Here is a 17999-nt window from a genome sequence, read left to right as displayed (position 1 = left end):
TTCTGCGTTAACCTGACAGCGAGAAGTAAATTTTCGCCTCTGTAACCAACACATGAAGGAGAAGCCACCGTGCGCATTTCTGTACCCAAAGAAATCATGAATAATGAAAGCCGCGTCGCCCTCACCCCAACCGAGGTGCGGACCTTGGTTACTGATGGGCACGAGCTATTCATCGAATCGGGCGCGGGCGTAGGCGCGTCCTTCCCCGATGAGGAGTATGTAGAGGCTGGCGCTACCATCGTTGATTCTGCGGACGAGACGTGGGCCAAGGCCGAGCTCTTGCTGAAGGTTAAGGAGCCGCTGGAGTCCGAGTACCAGTACCTGCGCTCGGATCTCACCGTCTTTACCTACCTGCACTTGGCGGCGGATCGCCCGCTGACGGAGGCGCTGACGGAAGCGAAGACAACCTCCATTGCCTATGAAACCGTGACGGACCGCCGCGGCACTCTGCCGCTTTTGACCCCCATGTCCCAGGTCGCCGGGCGCTTGGCTGTCATCGAGGGCTCGCACCACCTGCTGTCCACTCAGGGCGGCCGCGGCCTCCTGGTTTCTGGCATCCCGGGCACCCAGCCTGCGCGCGTGGTGGTCATCGGCGGCGGCCAGGTAGGCGCGTCCGCGGTGGCGATGGCGCACGGCCTGCGCGCGGAGGTTACGGTCTTGGACGTGGATCCACACGTTTTGCAGCGCTTTGATGACCAGTACGCCGGCGGCGTGCGGACCCTGATTTCTGACCCATCCACGCTGGATAAGGAGCTGGAGGAGGCCGATCTCGTCATTGGCGCCGTCCTGATTCCAGGCGCTGCGGCACCGAAGCTGGTGCGCGAGGAAACCGTGAAGAAGATGAAGGAGGGCGCGGTGCTTGTCGATGTCGCCATCGACCAAGGCGGCTGCTTCGAGAACTCGCGCAAGACCTCCCACGACGAGCCGACCTTCAAGGTGCACGACACCCTCTTCTACTGCGTGGCCAATATGCCCGGTGCGGTGGCCAATACCTCGGCCCGCGCCTTGGCCTCGGCGACGCTGCCGTATATCCGCGCGGTGGCCAACGACAACCTGGATGCCGCGATCGAGCGCTTCCCGGGACTGCGCTCCGGCGTGATGACCCGCGGCGGCAAGCTGATATCTGAGCCGGTACGCCAGGCTTTCGACTGGAAAGACTAAGCATCCGGCAGCGCTAACTTGGCGCTAGCGCACAGTAAAAGAGGCCCGCGCACTTACCTAATGTAGAAGTGCGCGGGCCTCTTTGTACAGCCTGTAACGCCTTGCACAGGCAGCGCTACAAGCAGGTGAAACTTAAGGCGCTCTATTGATGAGCATGGCGGCGACGCGCTGCATGTGGTCCCAAATCATGGTGCGATACGCCGGCGGGATGGTGTCTTCCTCGATACTATCGAGGGATTTTCCCATCAGCTCGAGCCAGCGGTCGTGAGCTTCCATATCAATGGGAAAGGTTGCATGCCGCATGCGCAGGCGCGGGTGGCCGCGGTTTTCGGAGAAGTGTTGGGGACCGCCCCAGTACTGAATCAGGAACCAGGTAAGGCGCTGTTCCGCGCCTTCCCAATCCTGATCCGGGTACATGGGGCCAATCACGTCATCTTCTTTGACCTGGTCATAAAAGCCATGCACGAGACGCTCAAAGGTAGGGGTCCCACCGATGGCTTCATAGACGGAATTCATTTAGGCATCGTCTCCCTTATGCGGATTGGCAATGCCGATGCCGTGTGGGTAAGGGGTGCTGATGCCCTCTGCGTGCATGACGTTGAGGACGCGGGACTGGACAAAGCGCTGGACATCCCACTGGCGGCCCGGCAGCGTCTTGGTGGACACGCGGAAGGAGACGTAGTCCGGCTCGAACTTGGACATGCCGTCGATGCGCGGGGTGCTGAGCACCATCTTGCGGATCTTTTCGTCCTTGACGGCATCCTTGACGGCCTTGTCGATGACCTCCCCGGCAACCTCTGGGTCGTTGGATAGCCCGACGGGGATTTGGATGCGGGCAACGGAGTACTCATCGGAGTGGTTAGCCACCTGCAGGATTTCGCCGTTGCGGACGTACCAAAGGGCACCGTCGATATCGCGGACGGTGGTAATGCGCAGGGAAATGGACTCGACGTCACCGAAGACGCCGTTGCCCAGGTCAATGACATCGCCAATGCCGTATTGATCCTCAATGAGCATGAAGATACCGGAGAGGAAGTCTCGGACCAGTTCTTGTGCACCGAAGCCGAGGGCAACACCGATAACACCGGCAGAAGCGATCAGCGGGGCAACGTTGACTTCCAATTCATCCAGGATGGCAATGCCAGCCGAAACCCAGACCACGATGGCAACCGCCGATCGCCCCACGCCGGCGAGGGTCTTAATCCTCGAGGCGCGGCGCGCCTCCCTGGTTTCTCGCAGGGTGTCATCTGGCTGGCTATCCTCCCCAGGCCTGCTGCGGGTGCGGCTGGGCTTTTTGAGGGTGGAGGCCTTAATGCTGTTTTTCGCCAGCCGGTTGATGAGGTGGCGCAGCGCCCAGTGCGCAATGAAGGCCAAAATGATAATGAGGCCGATGCGGATGGGCCGCTCGATAAGCCAAAGTTGAACGTTCTCGTCGTTCCAGAAGCTCGATACGGACTCTACTGCATCGTCTTTTTTCTCTGCAGCTCCCTGAGCCATGGTAAATAGGTTCGTACTCATCATTCTTTCTTGATCGTGGACACAAACTAACCGCACCCATTCTAGAGGAGAATCCTGAAATCTCACTGACGGCGCCGAATCGGCAATGCGTGGAGAGGGCAGAATATAAATTGCCGAATGGCCGGTGTGGATGAACCGCTTAGTCTACGATTGGGAGGCATGACTGAACACAGCGCGCATAACTTGGCAAAAGGATTTTCATCCCGTTCCATTCACGCTGGATATCACCCGGATCCGCACATGGGATCCATCAACGTGCCGATCTACGCCTCGACCACGTTCGCCCAGGATGGCCTCGCGCAACTGCGCGGCGGCTTTGAATACGGGCGCGTGGCCAACCCGACGGTTCGATCCCTCGAGAAGACCTTGGCTGCACTGGAGGGCGCGGATTACGCCCGCGTCTTTGCCACCGGCATGGCAGCCGCCGATACGATGGTGCGCATCTTGGTGCGCCCCGGCGACCACGTCATTTTGGGCAATGACTCCTACGGCGGGTCCTACCGCCTGCTTAATGATTTCACGGAGTGGGGCGTGGAGATGTCCATTATCAACACCTGTGATGTCGATGCCGTCGCCGCCGCAGTAAAGGACAATACCAAGCTCATCTGGTTGGAAACCCCGACCAATCCGGCGCTGAATATCACCGATATTGCGGCGGTGGCCAAGGTCAAGGGCAATGCGCAGGTGTTGGTGGACAATACCTTTGCCACCCCGTACCTGCAGAACCCCCTCGCACTGGGTGCGGACCACGTCCTGCACTCCACCACGAAGTACTTGGGCGGGCATTCCGATGTCCTCGGCGGCGCCGTAGTTACCAATGACCCCGAGGTGGATGAGCAGCTGCTGTATTTCCAGGGCAACGTGGGCGCGGTCGCCTCGCCTTTCGATGCCTACCTGACTGCGCGTGGCATCAAGACCCTTGGCGTGCGCATGGATCGCCACTGCGCCAATGCGCAAAAGGTGGCGGAATTCTTACAGGCCCGCCCAGAGGTCAAACAGGTGCGCTACCCGGGATTGGCAGAGCACCCGGGCCACGAGCTGGCGGCGCAGCAGATGCGCGGGTTCGGCGGCATGATGTCCGTGCGCTTCCACGACCCAGAGCACGCCAAGCAGATTTGTTTGAATACGCGCCTTATTTGCCTGGCGGAATCGCTGGGCGGGGTGGAATCGCTCATCGAGCACCCGCAGAATATGACCCACGTATCGGCCGAAGGCTCCGAATTGGTGCCGCCGGAGGACATGGTGCGCATCTCCATCGGCATCGAGGACATCGATGACCTTCTGGAGGATCTGCAGCAGGCGCTCGACGCCCTCTAAGTCGCGCTCACAGCGCAACCGCGAACTTACCGGCCGCCGACAACCTTGAGCAGGGAGCCGGCGGTCTTATCGGTTTCCTGCAGCATGAGCGGATCCGTGCCCGGCATAGGGGAGATCGTTGTATCCGGCCACTGCGCATAGGTGGGAATGCCCACGATATGCAGGCGCTCATCCAGGCTGCCATCTGGGTGGACGGAGCGCCGCGTGGCACCATCGGTTTCGGGGGAGCCGGTGTCCTGCCTGTGATCGGCAAACGGGCGCACCCGGCCAGTCTCTACCAATCCGCGAGTGAACGGATCGCCGGCGACGCGGATATCGGGCTTGTGCATGAAGGCATCGACAAGCGTGGGCGCTGACGCCGAACGCGGGCCAGAAGTCAGGGTGTAATGGTCTGACTCGATCGCGAGGGTGGGGTGATCGCCGAGGAAGTGGACCAGGTGGGCATCGACAAGCGCGAGCAATTGGCGCACGCGGAAAAGCGGAGGTCCCGAGCCCACCATCTGCCCAAAGGCCATAAATTGCGCATAGCGGCCCGTGCGGGACTCGCGGGTATAGCGGCCCTCCGCGCCGAGGATGGAGGCGGGCTTGCGCGACTGGGACAGCGACCACAGCGCGGCCTTCATGGGCGAATCGTGCCCGGCGGCAGCCTCCTGGATATCACCCGCCAGGCTATCCGCAATGTGGGCGGTGAGCGCCGAAATATCGCCGGTAAAACCAGCGACCTGGTACATAAGATCTGTCATATCCCACGGCAGGGTGACCAAGGGAGCGAGGGCGGTGCCGAGATCATCCGGCGCGGTGGAATCGATGACCGCGAGGATCTCTTCGCGCGGGCGGAGCAGCGCCGCCGGATTCACCCGTTCCAGCGTGGTGATATACGCCTCGTAGCTATCGCGGGCGATGGCGGGCCAAACCTGGGTGTCAAAGTCGATGTCCTCAGTGCCCTGGAGCTTGTCGATGACCTCATGCAACCGCCGCCGCGGCATCGTGGGCGGCAGCTCGTTGTACTCGGACTTGGGATGGAAGGGATAACCGCGGCCGGATGAGACGATGAAATGTGGTTCCTTCCCGCTCGCCTCGTAGCGCAGGCCGGAGCGGGTGGTGGCATCCTCGACGAACCTGCCGCCGCGCTCGATGGTGGTCAGCGCCATGATGTCATAAAAGCCCATGCCAAGCCCGCGCACCAGCACGTCTTCGCTGGCGGGAATGGCTTCGTAGTCTTGTTCCACGGGGTTGCCTGGCGCGATCCAGCGCAGCCCAGACTCCGCCAAGCGCTGCTCCTCATCATTAAAGCGCGGCGCCATCCAGCCATAGGCTAGGACCGTAGCATCGGCGCGCACCTGCGAACCATCGTCCAGGTGCAGGATATCGGCCGCGCCGTCCGCGGTAATGGTCTCCACGCGGTGGTGATGGCTGACCGTAGAAATGCTCTCCGGCAGGCGCGCCAGCACCGCGTCATAGACCCAGCGCAGGTACTCGCCGTATAGTGCGCGGGTGGGGTTGGATTCCGGGCGGGTGGCGGCCAGCTCCGCGCGGTACTCAGTGGCAATGTGTGGGGCGGGAGGGTGCTGTGCATAAAGCTCGCGCTTGGCAGGAGCTACCTTATTGCCCTCACCGCGCAGCAGCTGGATCCACTCGTATTGCGTCGGCCCCTCGAGCACGGGGGCATCCACCGTCGCGCCGGGCTCGGTAAAAAGCGTGACGGCGCCAGCGCGCGTATTCATGCATAGGGTCTTGGTTTGGGCGGTGTCCCAGACCCGGCCGGCGCCGTGCTGGGCCTCGTCGATGAGGTGGACGGTAACGGGGGAACTGGAATCATCCATGCGGGCGGCGAGGCGTTCCAAGATGGAAATGCCGCGCGGGCCCATGCCGACGATCGCGATTGCAGGAGTAGCCATAGCCCCTATCGTTCCACATTGCGGAACGGGGACGGACGCCGCGCACCGCTAGCATCCATTTTCCCTATGATGGGGTGGCATGACTGATACCACGAATGTGCCAGAGAAAATCGCCGTCGTTACCGGTGCCACCGGTGGCATGGGGCGCGAGATTATCAAGGATCTCGCCCGCGATCACCACGTATATGCGCTGGGCCGCAGCGCCGATGCGCTGCCAGAAGCCGCGAATATCACGCCGGTTGCCAGCGACTTGGTCGCCGGCTTGGACGAGGGCATGCAGCTGCCCGAGCTAGAGCGGGTCGATGTCCTCGTGCACGGCGCGGCGCGCGCCACGAAGTTCTCGGTGGAAGAGGCCACCCCGAAAGATTGGCGCGCCCACATGGACTTAAACGTCCACGCGCCAGCAGAGGTCACCCGCGCGCTCTTGCCGCAGCTGCGCAAGGCAGAGGGCACCGTCGTCTTCATCAACTCTGGGGCGGGGCGCAAGAGCTACGGCGATAATGTGGTCTACGCTGCCACGAAGCACGCGCTGTATGCGCTTGCCGATGCCCTGCGTATCTCCGAGCCCGGTATCCGCGTCTCCACCGTGGCGCCAGGCCCCACCGATACCCCGATGCTGGAGGGCCTGCAGGACTATAACCCGAACGAGGTTATTGCGCCCGTTGAGGTGGCGCGCGCCATCCGCACCGTTGTGGAGGCAGGGCCTACTACCCAGCTCACGGAGATCCAGGTGCGCCCGCGCATCGAACTGAATCTCCGCAAGAACTAGGCACTTAGTTGGCGTCGACCTCTCGGTTGCGCAGGGCGCGGGCTACGCGGTCGCGCTGCTCGGTGATCGCGCGGCGCAGGCCGCCTGCCAGATCCTTCTGCAGGAAGGCATCGGCGCGATCGAGGCCGTCTTGGGTGATATCCCAGGACGGGAATAGCCCGGTGACGGTGGTCAGGCCCACCTCGGAGGACTGGGAATCCCAGATCTTTTCGGCCACCTCGAAGAATTCCGCGGTGGGCAAGAGATCATCGGAGTGCGGGTAATTTAAGCCCTCCAGCTTGGAGGTGAGCTCGCGGTTGGTGAGATCCCCGGCGACGATCTCTTCCCATACCGCGCGCTTATTATCCGCGGTGGCAATCGCGGCGCGGGCGCGCAGGGAAGAGTAGTGGCCGGTAGCGGAATTATCGCGCTTGAGCTGGGCGGCGATGGCGGCCTCGGCATCGGCAAGCGCGCCCGCGGCAGCAAGCGCTGCGACGGCGGACCAGCGCAGTCCGGCATCATCAGAATCCGCGAGGAGATCGTGCAGGTAGTCCCGGGCCGGCTCGTGCAGCCGAATCCGAGACAGGGCCTGCGTGCAGATGATGGAACGCTGCGCATCGGTGCTCCGGGTGCCATCGACAAGCGCCTGCGCCAAAACCGTGCTGTCTTTCGCCCACGCCGGATCGGCGTAGTTCTTCAGCGCGGTAGAAGCCTGCGAGACGATGCGCTCGAGGACGGCTAGCTCGGTCTCCGCCTTCATGCCGCGGGCCACCAAGCGGATGAAGTCGCGGGCGCGCATGGTGCCGGCGCGGGTCATCTCCCAGGCGGTGGACCAGCAGAGGGTGCGCGCCATGGGGTCGTCGAATTTCTCGATATTATCCAGCAGGAATTGCAGGGAACCTGCGTCCAAATCGATGAGGCAGTAGGTCAGATCGTCATCGTTGGGCAGGATGAAGTCGATGTCATTGAGGTCGCGGCCGACCAGCTCTAGGATCTCGGTGGATTTGCCCTCCACGTCCATCTCAAGGCGCTCGGTGCGCACGACCTTGCCGTCCTGCGTACTGTAAAGGCCGACCGCCACGCGGTGGGTGCGCAGGGTATCGCCGCGTTGGGTAAGGTGAGCCTGGGTGATGGTGCCGTCATCGTCGGCCGCCGTGGCAACCGCCAGGGTATTAATACCAGTGGTCTTCAGCCATTGCTGTGCCCAGAAGGAGAGATCGCGCCCGGATGCCTCTTCGAGGTGGCGGAGCAGATCATCGAAGGTGGCGTTACCCCACGCGTGGGCGGCGAAGTGGCGGCGCACGCCGGCGAGGAAGTTCTCGCGGCCAACGTAGGCCTGCAGCTGCTTGAGCACCGAGGCGCCCTTGGCGTAGGTAATACCGTCGAAGTTTTGCTCCACGGTTTCGATATCGCTGGCATCGGTGGAAATGGGGTGGGTGGTAGGTAGCTGATCCTGCTGGTAGGCCCAGGACTTTTCCACGTTGGCGAAGGTGACCCAGGCGGTATCGTATTCGGTTTCTTCCGCCTGCGAGATTGCTGCGGACCAGGTGGCAAAGGACTCGTTGAGCCACAAGTCATTCCACCACTGCATGGTCACGAGGTCACCGAACCACATGTGGGCAAGCTCGTGCAGGACGGTATCGGCGCGGCGCTCGTACTTGTAGTGCGTGGCCTGCGAGGTAAAGACGTATTCATCGCGGAGGGTTACGCAACCGGCGTTTTCCATCGCACCGGCGTTGAACTCGGGGACGAAAATCTGGTCGTACTTGCCAAAGGGGTAGGGGAAGCCGAAGTTGCGGTGGTAGAAGTCGAAGCCCTGCTTGGTCTCAGTAAAAAGGCGCTCGGCATCGAGGGAATCTGCCAGCGAGGCGCGGCAATAAATACCGAGTGGAACCTCGAGCTTTTGCGCCGGCTTGCCCTCGGGGTGCTCGGTCAGCTCGCCGCGCCAAGTGTCGGTGACCTCGTGGTAGGGGCCTGCGCACAGGGCGACCAGGTAGGTCGAGAGTGGGTAGTCGATCTCAGAATGGGAGGTATCGCCCTCGCGGGTGACCGGGCCATTGGTGATAATGGTCCACTCCTCTGGGGCCTTAAAGTGCAGGGAGTAGGTGGCCTTCAGATCCGGCTGGTCGAAGCAGGCAAACACGCGCTTGGCATCGGCGGTTTCAAACTGGGTGTAGAGGTAGACCTCGTTATCGGCAGGGTCCACGAAGCGGTGCAGGCCCTCGCCGGTGCGGGAGAAGGGGATCTCAGCGGTGACCTCGAGCGTGTAGTCCGCTACCTGCAGCCCGGAGAGTGGAATGCCGTAGGTGGGGTCATAGGACTGCGTGGGCAGCGGGTTTCCATTCAGGCGTACCTCGTGCAGCTTGTCCGCGCGCAGATCGATGAAGGTAGAACCGGCCTCCTGGGTGCTAAAACGCACCGTAGTGGTGGACAGGAAGTGGGTATCGGAATGCTTAAGGTCTAAAGTGACATCGTAATGGTCAACGTTGAGCATCTGGGAGCGATTTTTTGCTTCCTCCCACGTGAGGTTTACAGAGGTCATTGCCTAGATTCTCCTTTGCTAACGAAAATAGTGATGCATCAAGGTTAGCAGCGCGTTTACAGTGGTGGGGCAAACTGCACTTATTTCAAGGAGGAATAATGACTACCCCAGTTAAGTTTTGGTTCGACGCTTCCTGCCCGTTCGCATGGGCAACGTCCCGCTGGATCAAAGAGGTAGAAAAGGTCCGCGATATTGCCGTGGAATTCGAGCCGATGTCCCTGTCGGTGCTTAATGATGGCCGCGATCTTGATCCCGAATACATGGAAATGATGGAGGCCAACTGGGGCCCTGCCCGCGTATTCGCCAAGGTTAAGACCGAGCAGCCAGAAAAGGTTGATGAGCTTTATACCGCCATGGGCACCCTGATCCACGCCAAGGGCAACGGCGGAAAGAAGGGCGATGGCGGCTATGACGAGATCATCGCCCAGGCATTAGAGCAGGTTGGCCTCCCCGCAGACTTTGCGGAGGTGGCACACACCGAGGAATACGACGAGAAGCTGCGCGAGTACCACCACAACGGCATTTCTTCCGTGGGCGATGAGGTAGGAACCCCGGTTATTAAGCTGGGCGATACCGCCTTCTTTGGCCCGGTTATTACCCGCGTTCCCAAGGGTGAGGAAGCCGGCGAGCTTTTCGATGCCTCCGTGCGCCTAGCCCAGTTCCCTTACTTCTTCGAGCTCAAGCGCTCCCGCACGGAGATGCCGCAGGTAGAAGAGGACTAGTTATAAGCGCTGCTGGTCTTGCTTGCGGCGCACCGCGGCGGCTAGGCAGCACACCGCGATGACCGGCGTGAGTAAAAACGCCGGTACCCCGGCGATATTAATAATGGGCAGGGCCGTTTGCGCTTGGAATTCTGACCAAGCGGCGGCCACCCACGTAGCCCATGAGGCCGCGGTGAGCAGGGATAAAATCCCAATCACGGCGGCCAAACCGCCGAGGCGATTTTTCTTTATTACCCGCTGATTCAGCCACCACAGCCCCAGAACAAGGTGGGCGAGTGTGAAAAGTACGGAATGAATAAGCGGCACGAGGTAGTTCTTATTGATTAAGAAAATATTCGCCGCAAATAACAGCACCGCGATAGCAAGGATGCTGCCGTAGAGGGCGAGGACGCGAGGGCTCATGTTTTAGCCTTTCTGTGCAGCACGTAGTCTGCGCTTTAGTTTAACAGCGCCGGGCTATGAGCGAAATAGGTTATGCAAAGTGGTGCCTAGAAGGCGGCGGTGCCGGTATTGTGGGGGTTATGCGCGTATATCTTGGAGCTGACCACGCAGGTTTTGAAACCAAAAACCTGATTTCTGAACACCTCACCAAACAAGGCCATGACGTTATCGACTGCGGCGCCCATACCTATGACGCCGAGGATGACTACCCCGCATTCTGCATTGAAGCGGCCCTGTGCACCGTCAATGATCCAGGTTCCCTAGGGATCGTACTGGGGGGATCCGGAAACGGCGAGCAGATTGCCGCCAATAAGGTCAAGGGCGCGCGCTGCGCGCTGGCATGGTCGCCAGAAACGGCGCGCCTGGCCCGCGAACACAATAATGCGCAGCTCATCGGCATCGGCGGCCGTATGCACTCGCAAGAAGAAGCCTTAGAAATCGTGGATGCCTTCTTAGATCAAGAATGGTCCCGCGCCGAGCGCCACCAGCGCCGCATCGATATCCTTGCAGAATATGAGCGCACCAATATCCCACCCGAGCTTCCTAAGGACCCGCGCTAAAATCGTTGGGATCCCCTAGCCGATATAAATAAACGCCGCGGGCCTTTGTTGGCCACGCGGCGTTTTATGTGGTGATTACGCCGAGCGCATTAGGCGTCGTTCATGTCGTTGGGGTGATGCCCACCGCGGCCGTCTTCGCCCTCTTCCAAAGAGGTGATTGCCGCCATTTCCGCATCCGTGAGTTCGAAGCCGAAGACATCGAAGTTTTCTGCGATGCGGGAAGGCGTCGAGGACTTGGGGAAGAGGATGACCCCATTTTGCAGGTGCCAGCGGATGATGACCTGGGCTGGGGAAACGCCGTGTGCCTCGGCGGCTTCAGTAACCTCTGGTGCCTCCAAGATATCGCTCTTGCCCTGCCCCAGCGGGCCCCATGCCTCGATGGCGATGCCGTGGGCGCGGCCTGCGTCTAGTTCGCGCCAGCGCTGCAAGTAAGGGTGCAGTTCCACTTGGTTAATCGCGGGGACGACATCCGTGTGCACCTCCAGTTGATCTAAGTGCTCGGGCTCAAAGTTGGACACGCCAATGGACTTCGCTTTGCCCTCTTTGCGCAGTTCAATGAGCTGTTTCCAAGCTTCCACGTACGTGCCCTTGGCCGGGGTAGGCCAGTGGATGAGGTACAGGTCTACGTAGTCAAGTCCCAGCTTCTGCAGGGATTCATCCAGCGCCGCGGCGGCATCGGTGTGGCGGTCATTCCACAGCTTGGTGGTAATGAAGAGTTCCTCGCGCGGGATGCCGGAGTTGGCAATGGCCTTGCCCACGCCTTCCTCATTGCCGTAAATAGCTGCGGTATCGATGTGGCGGTAGCCCACGCGCAGCGCCTCAGCTACGTATTCCTCGGTCTTTTCCGGGTCCATCTGGAAGACACCAAAGCCCAGCTGGGGGATTGTATTTCCATCGTTCAAAGTAATATTAGGTACGGTCATGGACACCAGATTACGCTTTTCTGGCCACCGACCCAATGTGATGTATTTATAGCTGCGCTTGGCGGGAGATGGGCATCGGCAAGCAGGAGCCTAGCTGCAGATATGGAAAAACCCACCATACGGTGGGTTAAAGCGAGGGAATGACGGGAATCGAACCCGCGTCTTCAGCTTGGAAGGCTGAGGTATTAGCCACTATACGACATTCCCACAGCGTTACCTTGAACGCTGTCGGCTACTTTAGCGCATGAGCGCCCCAAAACGAAAATAGGGAACACGCGCAGTGGGTAGGCCGTTAAAATAGGTAGGACCAATTCCAGTAAAGAAAGCGATGATTGTTGTGGAACTCCTACTTCTTGTAGTCGTACTCGGTGGCGGCGCGTGGTACCTATCCTCGCGCAGCTCAAAAAAGAGCCGGGAGGAGCGAGAGGCGCAGCAGTTAGCGGATGCCCAGGCGGATGCGCGTCGGTGGATTGAGCGCCTGGGCGGCCAGGTTATGCAGATTTCCGGTACGGATACCGCCTCGCAGCAGGCAATGGCGGACGCATCGGAGCGCTTTACCGCAGCCAACTCCGCTATTTCGCGGGCCACTACGGTCAAGCAGGCCAACTTGGCCCGTGAATCGGCGCTTGAGGGCATGCATTACGTCAATGCTGCCCGCGAGATTATGGATATGAATCCGGGGCCGGAATTGCCGCCGCTGGAAGGCCAGCGCGCCGCGGGCAAGGTTACCGAGAAGCGCACGGTGGATGCGAATGGCGAGCAGCTGACTGCGTCCCCGTACGCCTCCGAGGAAACCCCGAACTATTACCCCGGCGGAACCGTGGCTGGGCGCCCCGTTCCGGCCGGTTGGTACTCCCGCCCTTGGTGGGCGGATGCCCTGCAAACGGGCGTGTGGATGATGGGTTATTCCATGATGTTTAACGCCATGTTTGCCGGCATGTCCGGCGTGGGCTATTCCGCAGCCGCCGCAGAAAACGGCGACTGGGGCGGCGCCGAGGGTGGCGAAGGCATGGACGGAGCTGACGGCGGCGGAGACGCAGGAGATGCCGGAGACGCCGGGGATGCCGGCGATATGGGCGGCGATGCCGGAGGGGGAGACGCCGGTGACGGTGGCGGATTCTTCGATGGATTATCTGACGGCGATGGCGGCGGCTTCTTTGACGGTATGTTTGATTTCGATTTCTAAGTCAAGCGGCCAGAAATTATGCCGTTAACCTGCGTCTACGCCCTTAACAGGGGGTTGATTTAGGAGATTTAAATCCGACACGCTAAACTGTCTCAGGTATGCAACGCAGCCAAGGCAACTTGGTGGCCTACATACGGGGCGTGGCGCAGTTTGGTAGCGCACCTGCTTTGGGAGCAGGGGGTCGCAGGTTCAAATCCTGTCGCCCCGACGTATGGGGGTCTGAAAATGCCCTAATAAGGTTTTTCAGACCCCCTTTAATTTTTATGTACGTAGAAAAACAATGAAGCCAGGGAGATTCACTCGTGAAGACCACCGTAGACAAGCTGAGCGATACCCGCGTTAAGCTCACCGTCAACGTTCCGTTTGCGGAGCTAGACCAGGAAATCGATCAAGCTTACGCGGCAATCGCGCAGCAGGTTTCTATTCCAGGTTTCCGTAAGGGCAAGGCCCCGCGCCAGCTGATCGACGCTCGCTTCGGCCGCGGCCCGATTCTGGAGCAGGTTGTCAATGACATGCTGCCTTCCCGCTACGAGCAGGCCGTTCAGTCCGAGGACCTGAAGGTCATCGGCCAGCCGGACGTAGATATTTCCAAGATCGAGGACAAGGACTTCGTCGAGTTCACCGCCGAAGTTGACGTCCGCCCTGAGTTCGAGGTTCCGGACTTCTCCGAAATCTCCATCACCGTCCCAGCCATCAAGGCCGGCGAGGAAGACGTGGACAAGGCCCTCGAGGATCTTGCAGAACGCTTCGGTGAACTGAAGGACACCAAGCGCAAGATGAAGACCGGTGACTACGCCATCATCGACATCACCGCAGAGGTTGACGGTGAGAAGATCGAGGAGGCTTCCACCGAAGGCCTGTCCTACTCCATTGGTGATGACAACCTCATCAAGGGTCTGGACACCGCACTGCGCGGCATGAAGACCGGCGAGGATAACGAGTTCACCTCCACCATTCAGTCCGGCGAGCACAAGGACGAAGAGGCTACCTTCAAGGTCCACGTGCAGCAGACCAAGGAGCGCAAGCTGCCGGACATGGACGATGAGTTCGCCCAGATGGCCTCCGAGTACGACACCATCGAGGAGCTGCGCGAAGCCACCAAGACCGAGGTTGAGGAGTCCAAGAAGGCTGAGCAGGCCGGCCAGATCCGCGATGAGGTTCTGAAGGCTGCGCTTGCCGATGTCGACTTTGAACTGCCCCAGTCCGTCGTCGACGAGCAGGCTCACGCCCAGCTGCACCAGATCCTGGGCCAGCTGGCACACGATGAGAAGGCGCTGGCACAGCTGCTCGAGGCACAGGGCAGCTCCCGCGAAGAGTTTGATCAGCAGACCCGCGAGCAGGCCGAAGAGTCCGTGCGCACGCAGATCTTCTTGGATGCCGTGGCAGAAAAGGAAGAGCCGGAAGTATCCCAGCAGGAGCTCTCGGACCACATCCTGTTCACCGCGCAGTCCTACGGCATGGACCCGAACCAGTTCATCCAGCAGCTGCAGTCCAACGGGCAGATTGCCAACCTGTTCTCTGACGTACGCCGCGGCAAGGCACTGGCTGCCGCCATTTGCCGTACCACCGTAAAGGACGAAGAAGGCAACGACGTTGACGTTGAGCAGTACTTCGGTGAGGTAGAAGAAGACGAGAACGAAGCTACCGACGCGGAGTAAATCTTCTCCTTAAAAGCCCAGCTTGGCCCCTCGCACCGGCGAGGAAGTCTGGCTGGGCTTTTCTCATCGCCGGGTCGAAAAAGCAGACAAAGATCGGTGCAAACGCTGATAGCGAACAGACCCCACAATTATCGCCACATTAAGTAGTGTGGTGGCATTAGAGATTAACCGTCCTCAAGGAGACTTTTCGAATGTCTAAGAAATCTGACCAGCTTCAGATGACCACCCCAGCAGGCTCCGGCCTGAACTTGGGTGACAGCGTCTACGAGCGCCTGTTGCACGAGCGCATTATCTTTTTGGGCACCCAGGTAGACGATGAAATTGCCAATAAGCTGTGTGCACAGATTCTGCTTCTTTCCGCAGAGGATCCCACGCGCGATATTTCGCTCTACATCAACTCCCCGGGTGGCTCCGTGACCGCGGGTATGGCCATTTATGACACGATGAAGTACTCGCCGTGCGATATCTCCACCTACGGCATGGGCTTGGCCGCTTCCATGGGCCAGTTCCTGCTCTCTGGTGGTACGAAGGGCAAGCGCTATGCGCTGCCGCACGCTCGCATCATGATGCACCAGCCTTCCGCTGGTGTAGGCGGTACCGCTGCCGATATCGCCATCCAGGCGGAGCAATTCGCCCAGACCAAGCGCGAGATGGCCGAGCTCATTGCAGAGCACACCGGCCAAACCTTCGAGCAGATCACCAAGGACTCTGACCGCGACCGCTGGATGACGGCGCAGCAAGCCAAGGAATACGGCATTGTTGACCACGTTATCGAGTCCGTGAACGGCCCACTGAGCAACTAGGGAATAAGGAGAAAATCACTATGAACAAGTCGCAGATGCCAAGTTCCCGTTACGTACTGCCTTCCTTTATTGAGCAGTCCGCTCAGGGGACGAAGGAAACCAACCCGTATTCCAAGCTCTTTGAAGAGCGCATTATCTTCCTGGGTACCCAGGTCGATGACACCTCTGCCAATGACATCATGGCCCAGCTGCTGGTTCTTGAAAGCCAGGATCCGGACCGTGACATCACCATGTACATCAACTCGCCCGGTGGCTCCTTTACTGCCCTGATGGCAATTTATGACACCATGCGCTACGTGCGCCCCGATGTGCAGACCGTGTGCCTGGGCCAGGCGGCTTCTGCTGCCGCAGTGCTTTTGGCCGCTGGTGCTCCGGGCAAGCGCGCGGCGTTGCCGAACTCCCGCGTATTGATCCACCAGCCTGCAACCCAGGGCACCCAGGGCCAGGTCTCGGACTTGGAAATCCAGGCCGCAGAGATCGAGCGTATGCGTACCTTGATGGAAAACACCCTGGCGGAGCACACCGGCCGTACTGCCGAGCAAATCCGCATCGACACCGACCGCGATAAGATCCTCACCGCGGAAGACGCCGTGGAATACGGAATCATCGATACCGTCTTTGAGTACCGCAAGCTCAATTCTTAATACGGTGCTGGTGGGCTAACTCCATCAGCTAACACCCTGCGAGGCCGCTTCGAGAGGAGCCCTCGCAGGGTTTTATTATGTGCATATGAGTGCGCTCGATATATGCCTATGAGGGGCGTAGCAGGGGAGTGGTAGTGCGCGAGCGGCTACCCCAAATGGGTGAATCTTTCAGAGAAATATCTGCAGGTCGTTAGGCAGATTTTTCAGTGCGATGTTTCACGTATAATGCCCGATTTGTGAATTAGACCTCTGAGTGGTCGTATTATGCTATGACAAATAAGGATCCAGAGGCGGAGGAACAGACCTCCGCACCCGCTGCTTCGAGCGGGGAGCGCACATTCTTCGGCCACCCGTGGGGGCTGGCTAACCTGTTCGGCGTGGAGATGTGGGAGCGATTCAGCTTCTACGGCATGCAGTCCATCGTGCTGCTGTACATGTACTACGCCACGACCGATGGTGGCCTCGGCCTCGACCGCGGCGATGCAACATCGATCGTCGGCGCGTACGGCGGCTTGGTGTACATGGCCTGCCTGTTGGCATCCTTGGTAGCAGACCGCATCCTCGGTGCGGAGCGCACCCTGTTCTACTCCGCGATCATGGTGATGGCCGGACACCTCGTCTTGGCTTTCATCCCCGCCGTAACCGGCCTGGCTATCGGCCTTATCCTCATCGCCGTTGGTTCCGGTGGCGTGAAGACCACCGCGTCGGTGGTGCTGGGCTCGCTGTATAGCCGCGACGATCCTCGCCGTGACGGCGGCTTCTCCATCTTCTACATGGGCGTTAATATCGGTGCCCTTTTTGGTCCGCTTCTTACCACCGCAATGTGGGGCTGGAAGGGCTTCCACTGGGGCTTCGGTATCGCTGCCGTCGGTATGGCCTTGGGCCTTATCCAGTACACCATCATGCGTAAGACCACCATTAAGGATGCCGGCCACGAAATCCCGAACCCGGCGGACTCCAAGCAGCGCATGATGGGCCTTGGTGCGATCGTCGTCGTCATCCTCGTCATGGTCATTGGCCTGGGTACTGGAATCATCAAGGTGGAGTGGCTGTCCAATATCGTTACCGCCGTTGCCCTTATCGCCGCCGTGTACTTCTGGATTCAGATGTACACCTCTGATTTGGTGACCCGGAAAGAAAAGAACCGCCTCTTGGGCTTTATTCCGATGTTCATCTCCGGTGTGCTGTTCTTCGGTATCTTCCAGCAGCAATTTACCGTGATGACCATTTACGCCGATGTGCGCTTGGACCGCCACATCTTCGGCCTCGAGATCCCGCCGTCACTGGTGCAGTCCATTAACCCGATCTTCATCGTTATCTTCTCCGCAATCTTCGCAGCGATGTGGACGAAGCTCGGTGACCGTCAGTGGTCCACTCCGGTGAAGTTCGGCGTGGCCAATATCATCATCGGTGTCTCGCTCTTCTTCTTCCTGCCGTTCTCCGGTTCGGGCGCAAACTCCACGCCAATGTATGTCATTATCTGGATCCTCTTCCTGTTCACCATGGGTGAGCTCATGCTGTCCCCGGTGGGCAACTCGCTGGCCACCAAGGTGGCTCCAGAGGCATTCCCATCGCGCATGATGGCCGTGTGGATGATGGCCGTGGCCATGGGTACCGCGCTTGCCGGCTCGCTGGCTAGCTTCTACAACCCAGAGGATGCGGCTGCGGAAAACACCTTCTTCATTTCCCTGGGTGTCGCTTCCATCGCGCTGGGCATCGTCCTGCTCGTGCTGAGCCGCTGGGTGGTCAAGAAGTTCGCTACCTTCCGTTAAAATGGGAAGTAAACACCCTATATTTTGAGAGGTGCGTTGGCGTTAAGCCGGCGCACCTCTCTTAGTGTTTTATACCACGGTATTAAAGGCTGAAGATAGATTAGAT

At 59.8% G+C, this 17999-nt stretch carries 16 protein-coding genes and 2 tRNA genes; 11 read left to right on the top strand and 7 right to left on the bottom strand.

Features of this window, described 5'->3' with window-relative positions:
• Positions 1-69: 69 nt before the first annotated feature.
• Positions 70-1161 carry an alanine dehydrogenase gene (ald, locus tag ACP8IT_RS09365; RefSeq protein WP_023030326.1) on the top strand — a complete coding sequence of 364 codons (1092 nt, stop codon included), beginning with the start codon at positions 70-72 and terminating at the stop codon, positions 1159-1161.
• A 132-nt stretch (positions 1162-1293) separates the two neighbouring features.
• Here the strand turns inward: ald and ACP8IT_RS09360 are convergent, their stop codons facing one another.
• On the bottom strand, positions 1294-1677 hold the full coding sequence (locus ACP8IT_RS09360) for a globin (RefSeq protein WP_005277863.1): 384 nt from the start codon (positions 1675-1677) through the stop codon (positions 1294-1296).
• Complete coding sequence (locus ACP8IT_RS09355; protein WP_023017003.1) at positions 1678-2682, bottom strand: mechanosensitive ion channel family protein; 1005 nt, start codon at positions 2680-2682, stop codon at positions 1678-1680.
• Positions 2683-2838: 156 nt separating this feature from the next.
• On the opposite strand from ACP8IT_RS09355, the gene ACP8IT_RS09350 reads away from it, so the two are divergent.
• The gene (locus ACP8IT_RS09350) at positions 2839-3996 is read left to right on the top strand and encodes a cystathionine gamma-synthase (protein WP_490289962.1); all 1158 of its coding nucleotides are present in this window, start codon (positions 2839-2841) and stop codon (positions 3994-3996) included.
• Positions 3997-4022: 26 nt separating this feature from the next.
• On the opposite strand, the gene ACP8IT_RS09345 is transcribed toward ACP8IT_RS09350, so the two are convergent.
• A complete protein-coding gene (locus ACP8IT_RS09345) occupies positions 4023-5894 on the bottom strand; it encodes an FAD/NAD(P)-binding protein (RefSeq protein WP_490289961.1) in 1872 nt (623 codons plus the stop codon).
• 79 nt (positions 5895-5973) lie between these two features.
• Between ACP8IT_RS09345 and ACP8IT_RS09340 the strand changes: the two genes are divergently transcribed.
• On the top strand, positions 5974-6663 hold the full coding sequence (locus ACP8IT_RS09340; protein ID WP_490289960.1) for an SDR family oxidoreductase: 690 nt from the start codon (positions 5974-5976) through the stop codon (positions 6661-6663).
• Positions 6664-6667: 4 nt separating this feature from the next.
• Here ACP8IT_RS09340 and pepN read toward each other — a convergent pair whose 3' ends face one another.
• Positions 6668-9184, bottom strand: coding sequence for an aminopeptidase N (gene pepN / locus ACP8IT_RS09335; RefSeq protein WP_490289959.1), 2517 nt, complete (start codon positions 9182-9184; stop codon positions 6668-6670).
• A gap of 98 nt (positions 9185-9282) precedes the next feature.
• Between pepN and ACP8IT_RS09330 the strand changes: the two genes are divergently transcribed.
• A complete protein-coding gene (locus ACP8IT_RS09330) occupies positions 9283-9906 on the top strand; it encodes a mycothiol-dependent nitroreductase Rv2466c family protein (protein ID WP_284610604.1) in 624 nt (207 codons plus the stop codon).
• Here ACP8IT_RS09330 and ACP8IT_RS09325 read toward each other — a convergent pair whose 3' ends face one another.
• On the bottom strand, positions 9907-10308 hold the full coding sequence (locus ACP8IT_RS09325) for a hypothetical protein (protein WP_284610603.1): 402 nt from the start codon (positions 10306-10308) through the stop codon (positions 9907-9909).
• Between the two features lie 119 nt (positions 10309-10427).
• Here ACP8IT_RS09325 and ACP8IT_RS09320 point away from each other — a divergent pair, with 119 nt between their 5' ends.
• Positions 10428-10907 (top strand): ribose-5-phosphate isomerase, encoded by a 480-nt coding sequence (locus ACP8IT_RS09320; protein ID WP_005277878.1) that lies wholly within the window; start codon positions 10428-10430, stop codon positions 10905-10907.
• Between the two features lie 89 nt (positions 10908-10996).
• Here ACP8IT_RS09320 and ACP8IT_RS09315 read toward each other — a convergent pair whose 3' ends face one another.
• The gene (locus tag ACP8IT_RS09315; protein ID WP_484483921.1) at positions 10997-11830 is read right to left on the bottom strand and encodes an aldo/keto reductase; all 834 of its coding nucleotides are present in this window, start codon (positions 11828-11830) and stop codon (positions 10997-10999) included.
• A 135-nt stretch (positions 11831-11965) separates the two neighbouring features.
• Positions 11966-12037, bottom strand: a tRNA-Gly gene (locus ACP8IT_RS09310).
• A 121-nt stretch (positions 12038-12158) separates the two neighbouring features.
• On the opposite strand from ACP8IT_RS09310, the gene ACP8IT_RS09305 reads away from it, so the two are divergent.
• From ACP8IT_RS09305 to ACP8IT_RS09280, 6 genes are all read left to right on the top strand, one after another.
• Positions 12159-13016, top strand: coding sequence for a DUF1542 domain-containing protein (locus tag ACP8IT_RS09305; RefSeq protein WP_302522024.1), 858 nt, complete (start codon positions 12159-12161; stop codon positions 13014-13016).
• A gap of 134 nt (positions 13017-13150) precedes the next feature.
• Positions 13151-13224: transfer RNA gene (locus tag ACP8IT_RS09300), tRNA-Pro, on the top strand.
• Between the two features lie 94 nt (positions 13225-13318).
• The gene (tig, locus tag ACP8IT_RS09295) at positions 13319-14674 is read left to right on the top strand and encodes a trigger factor (protein ID WP_490289958.1); all 1356 of its coding nucleotides are present in this window, start codon (positions 13319-13321) and stop codon (positions 14672-14674) included.
• 191 nt (positions 14675-14865) lie between these two features.
• Positions 14866-15477 carry an ATP-dependent Clp protease proteolytic subunit gene (locus ACP8IT_RS09290; protein WP_005277891.1) on the top strand — a complete coding sequence of 204 codons (612 nt, stop codon included), beginning with the start codon at positions 14866-14868 and terminating at the stop codon, positions 15475-15477.
• Positions 15478-15497: 20 nt separating this feature from the next.
• Positions 15498-16121, top strand: coding sequence for an ATP-dependent Clp protease proteolytic subunit (locus ACP8IT_RS09285; protein ID WP_005277894.1), 624 nt, complete (start codon positions 15498-15500; stop codon positions 16119-16121).
• Positions 16122-16390: 269 nt separating this feature from the next.
• The gene (locus ACP8IT_RS09280; protein WP_005277899.1) at positions 16391-17893 is read left to right on the top strand and encodes a peptide MFS transporter; all 1503 of its coding nucleotides are present in this window, start codon (positions 16391-16393) and stop codon (positions 17891-17893) included.
• The last annotated feature ends 106 nt before the right edge of the window (positions 17894-17999 follow it).

It is taken from the genome of Corynebacterium sp. LaCa_23, assembly GCF_058182375.1.
This window is presented reverse-complemented; position numbering and strand designations above follow the sequence as displayed.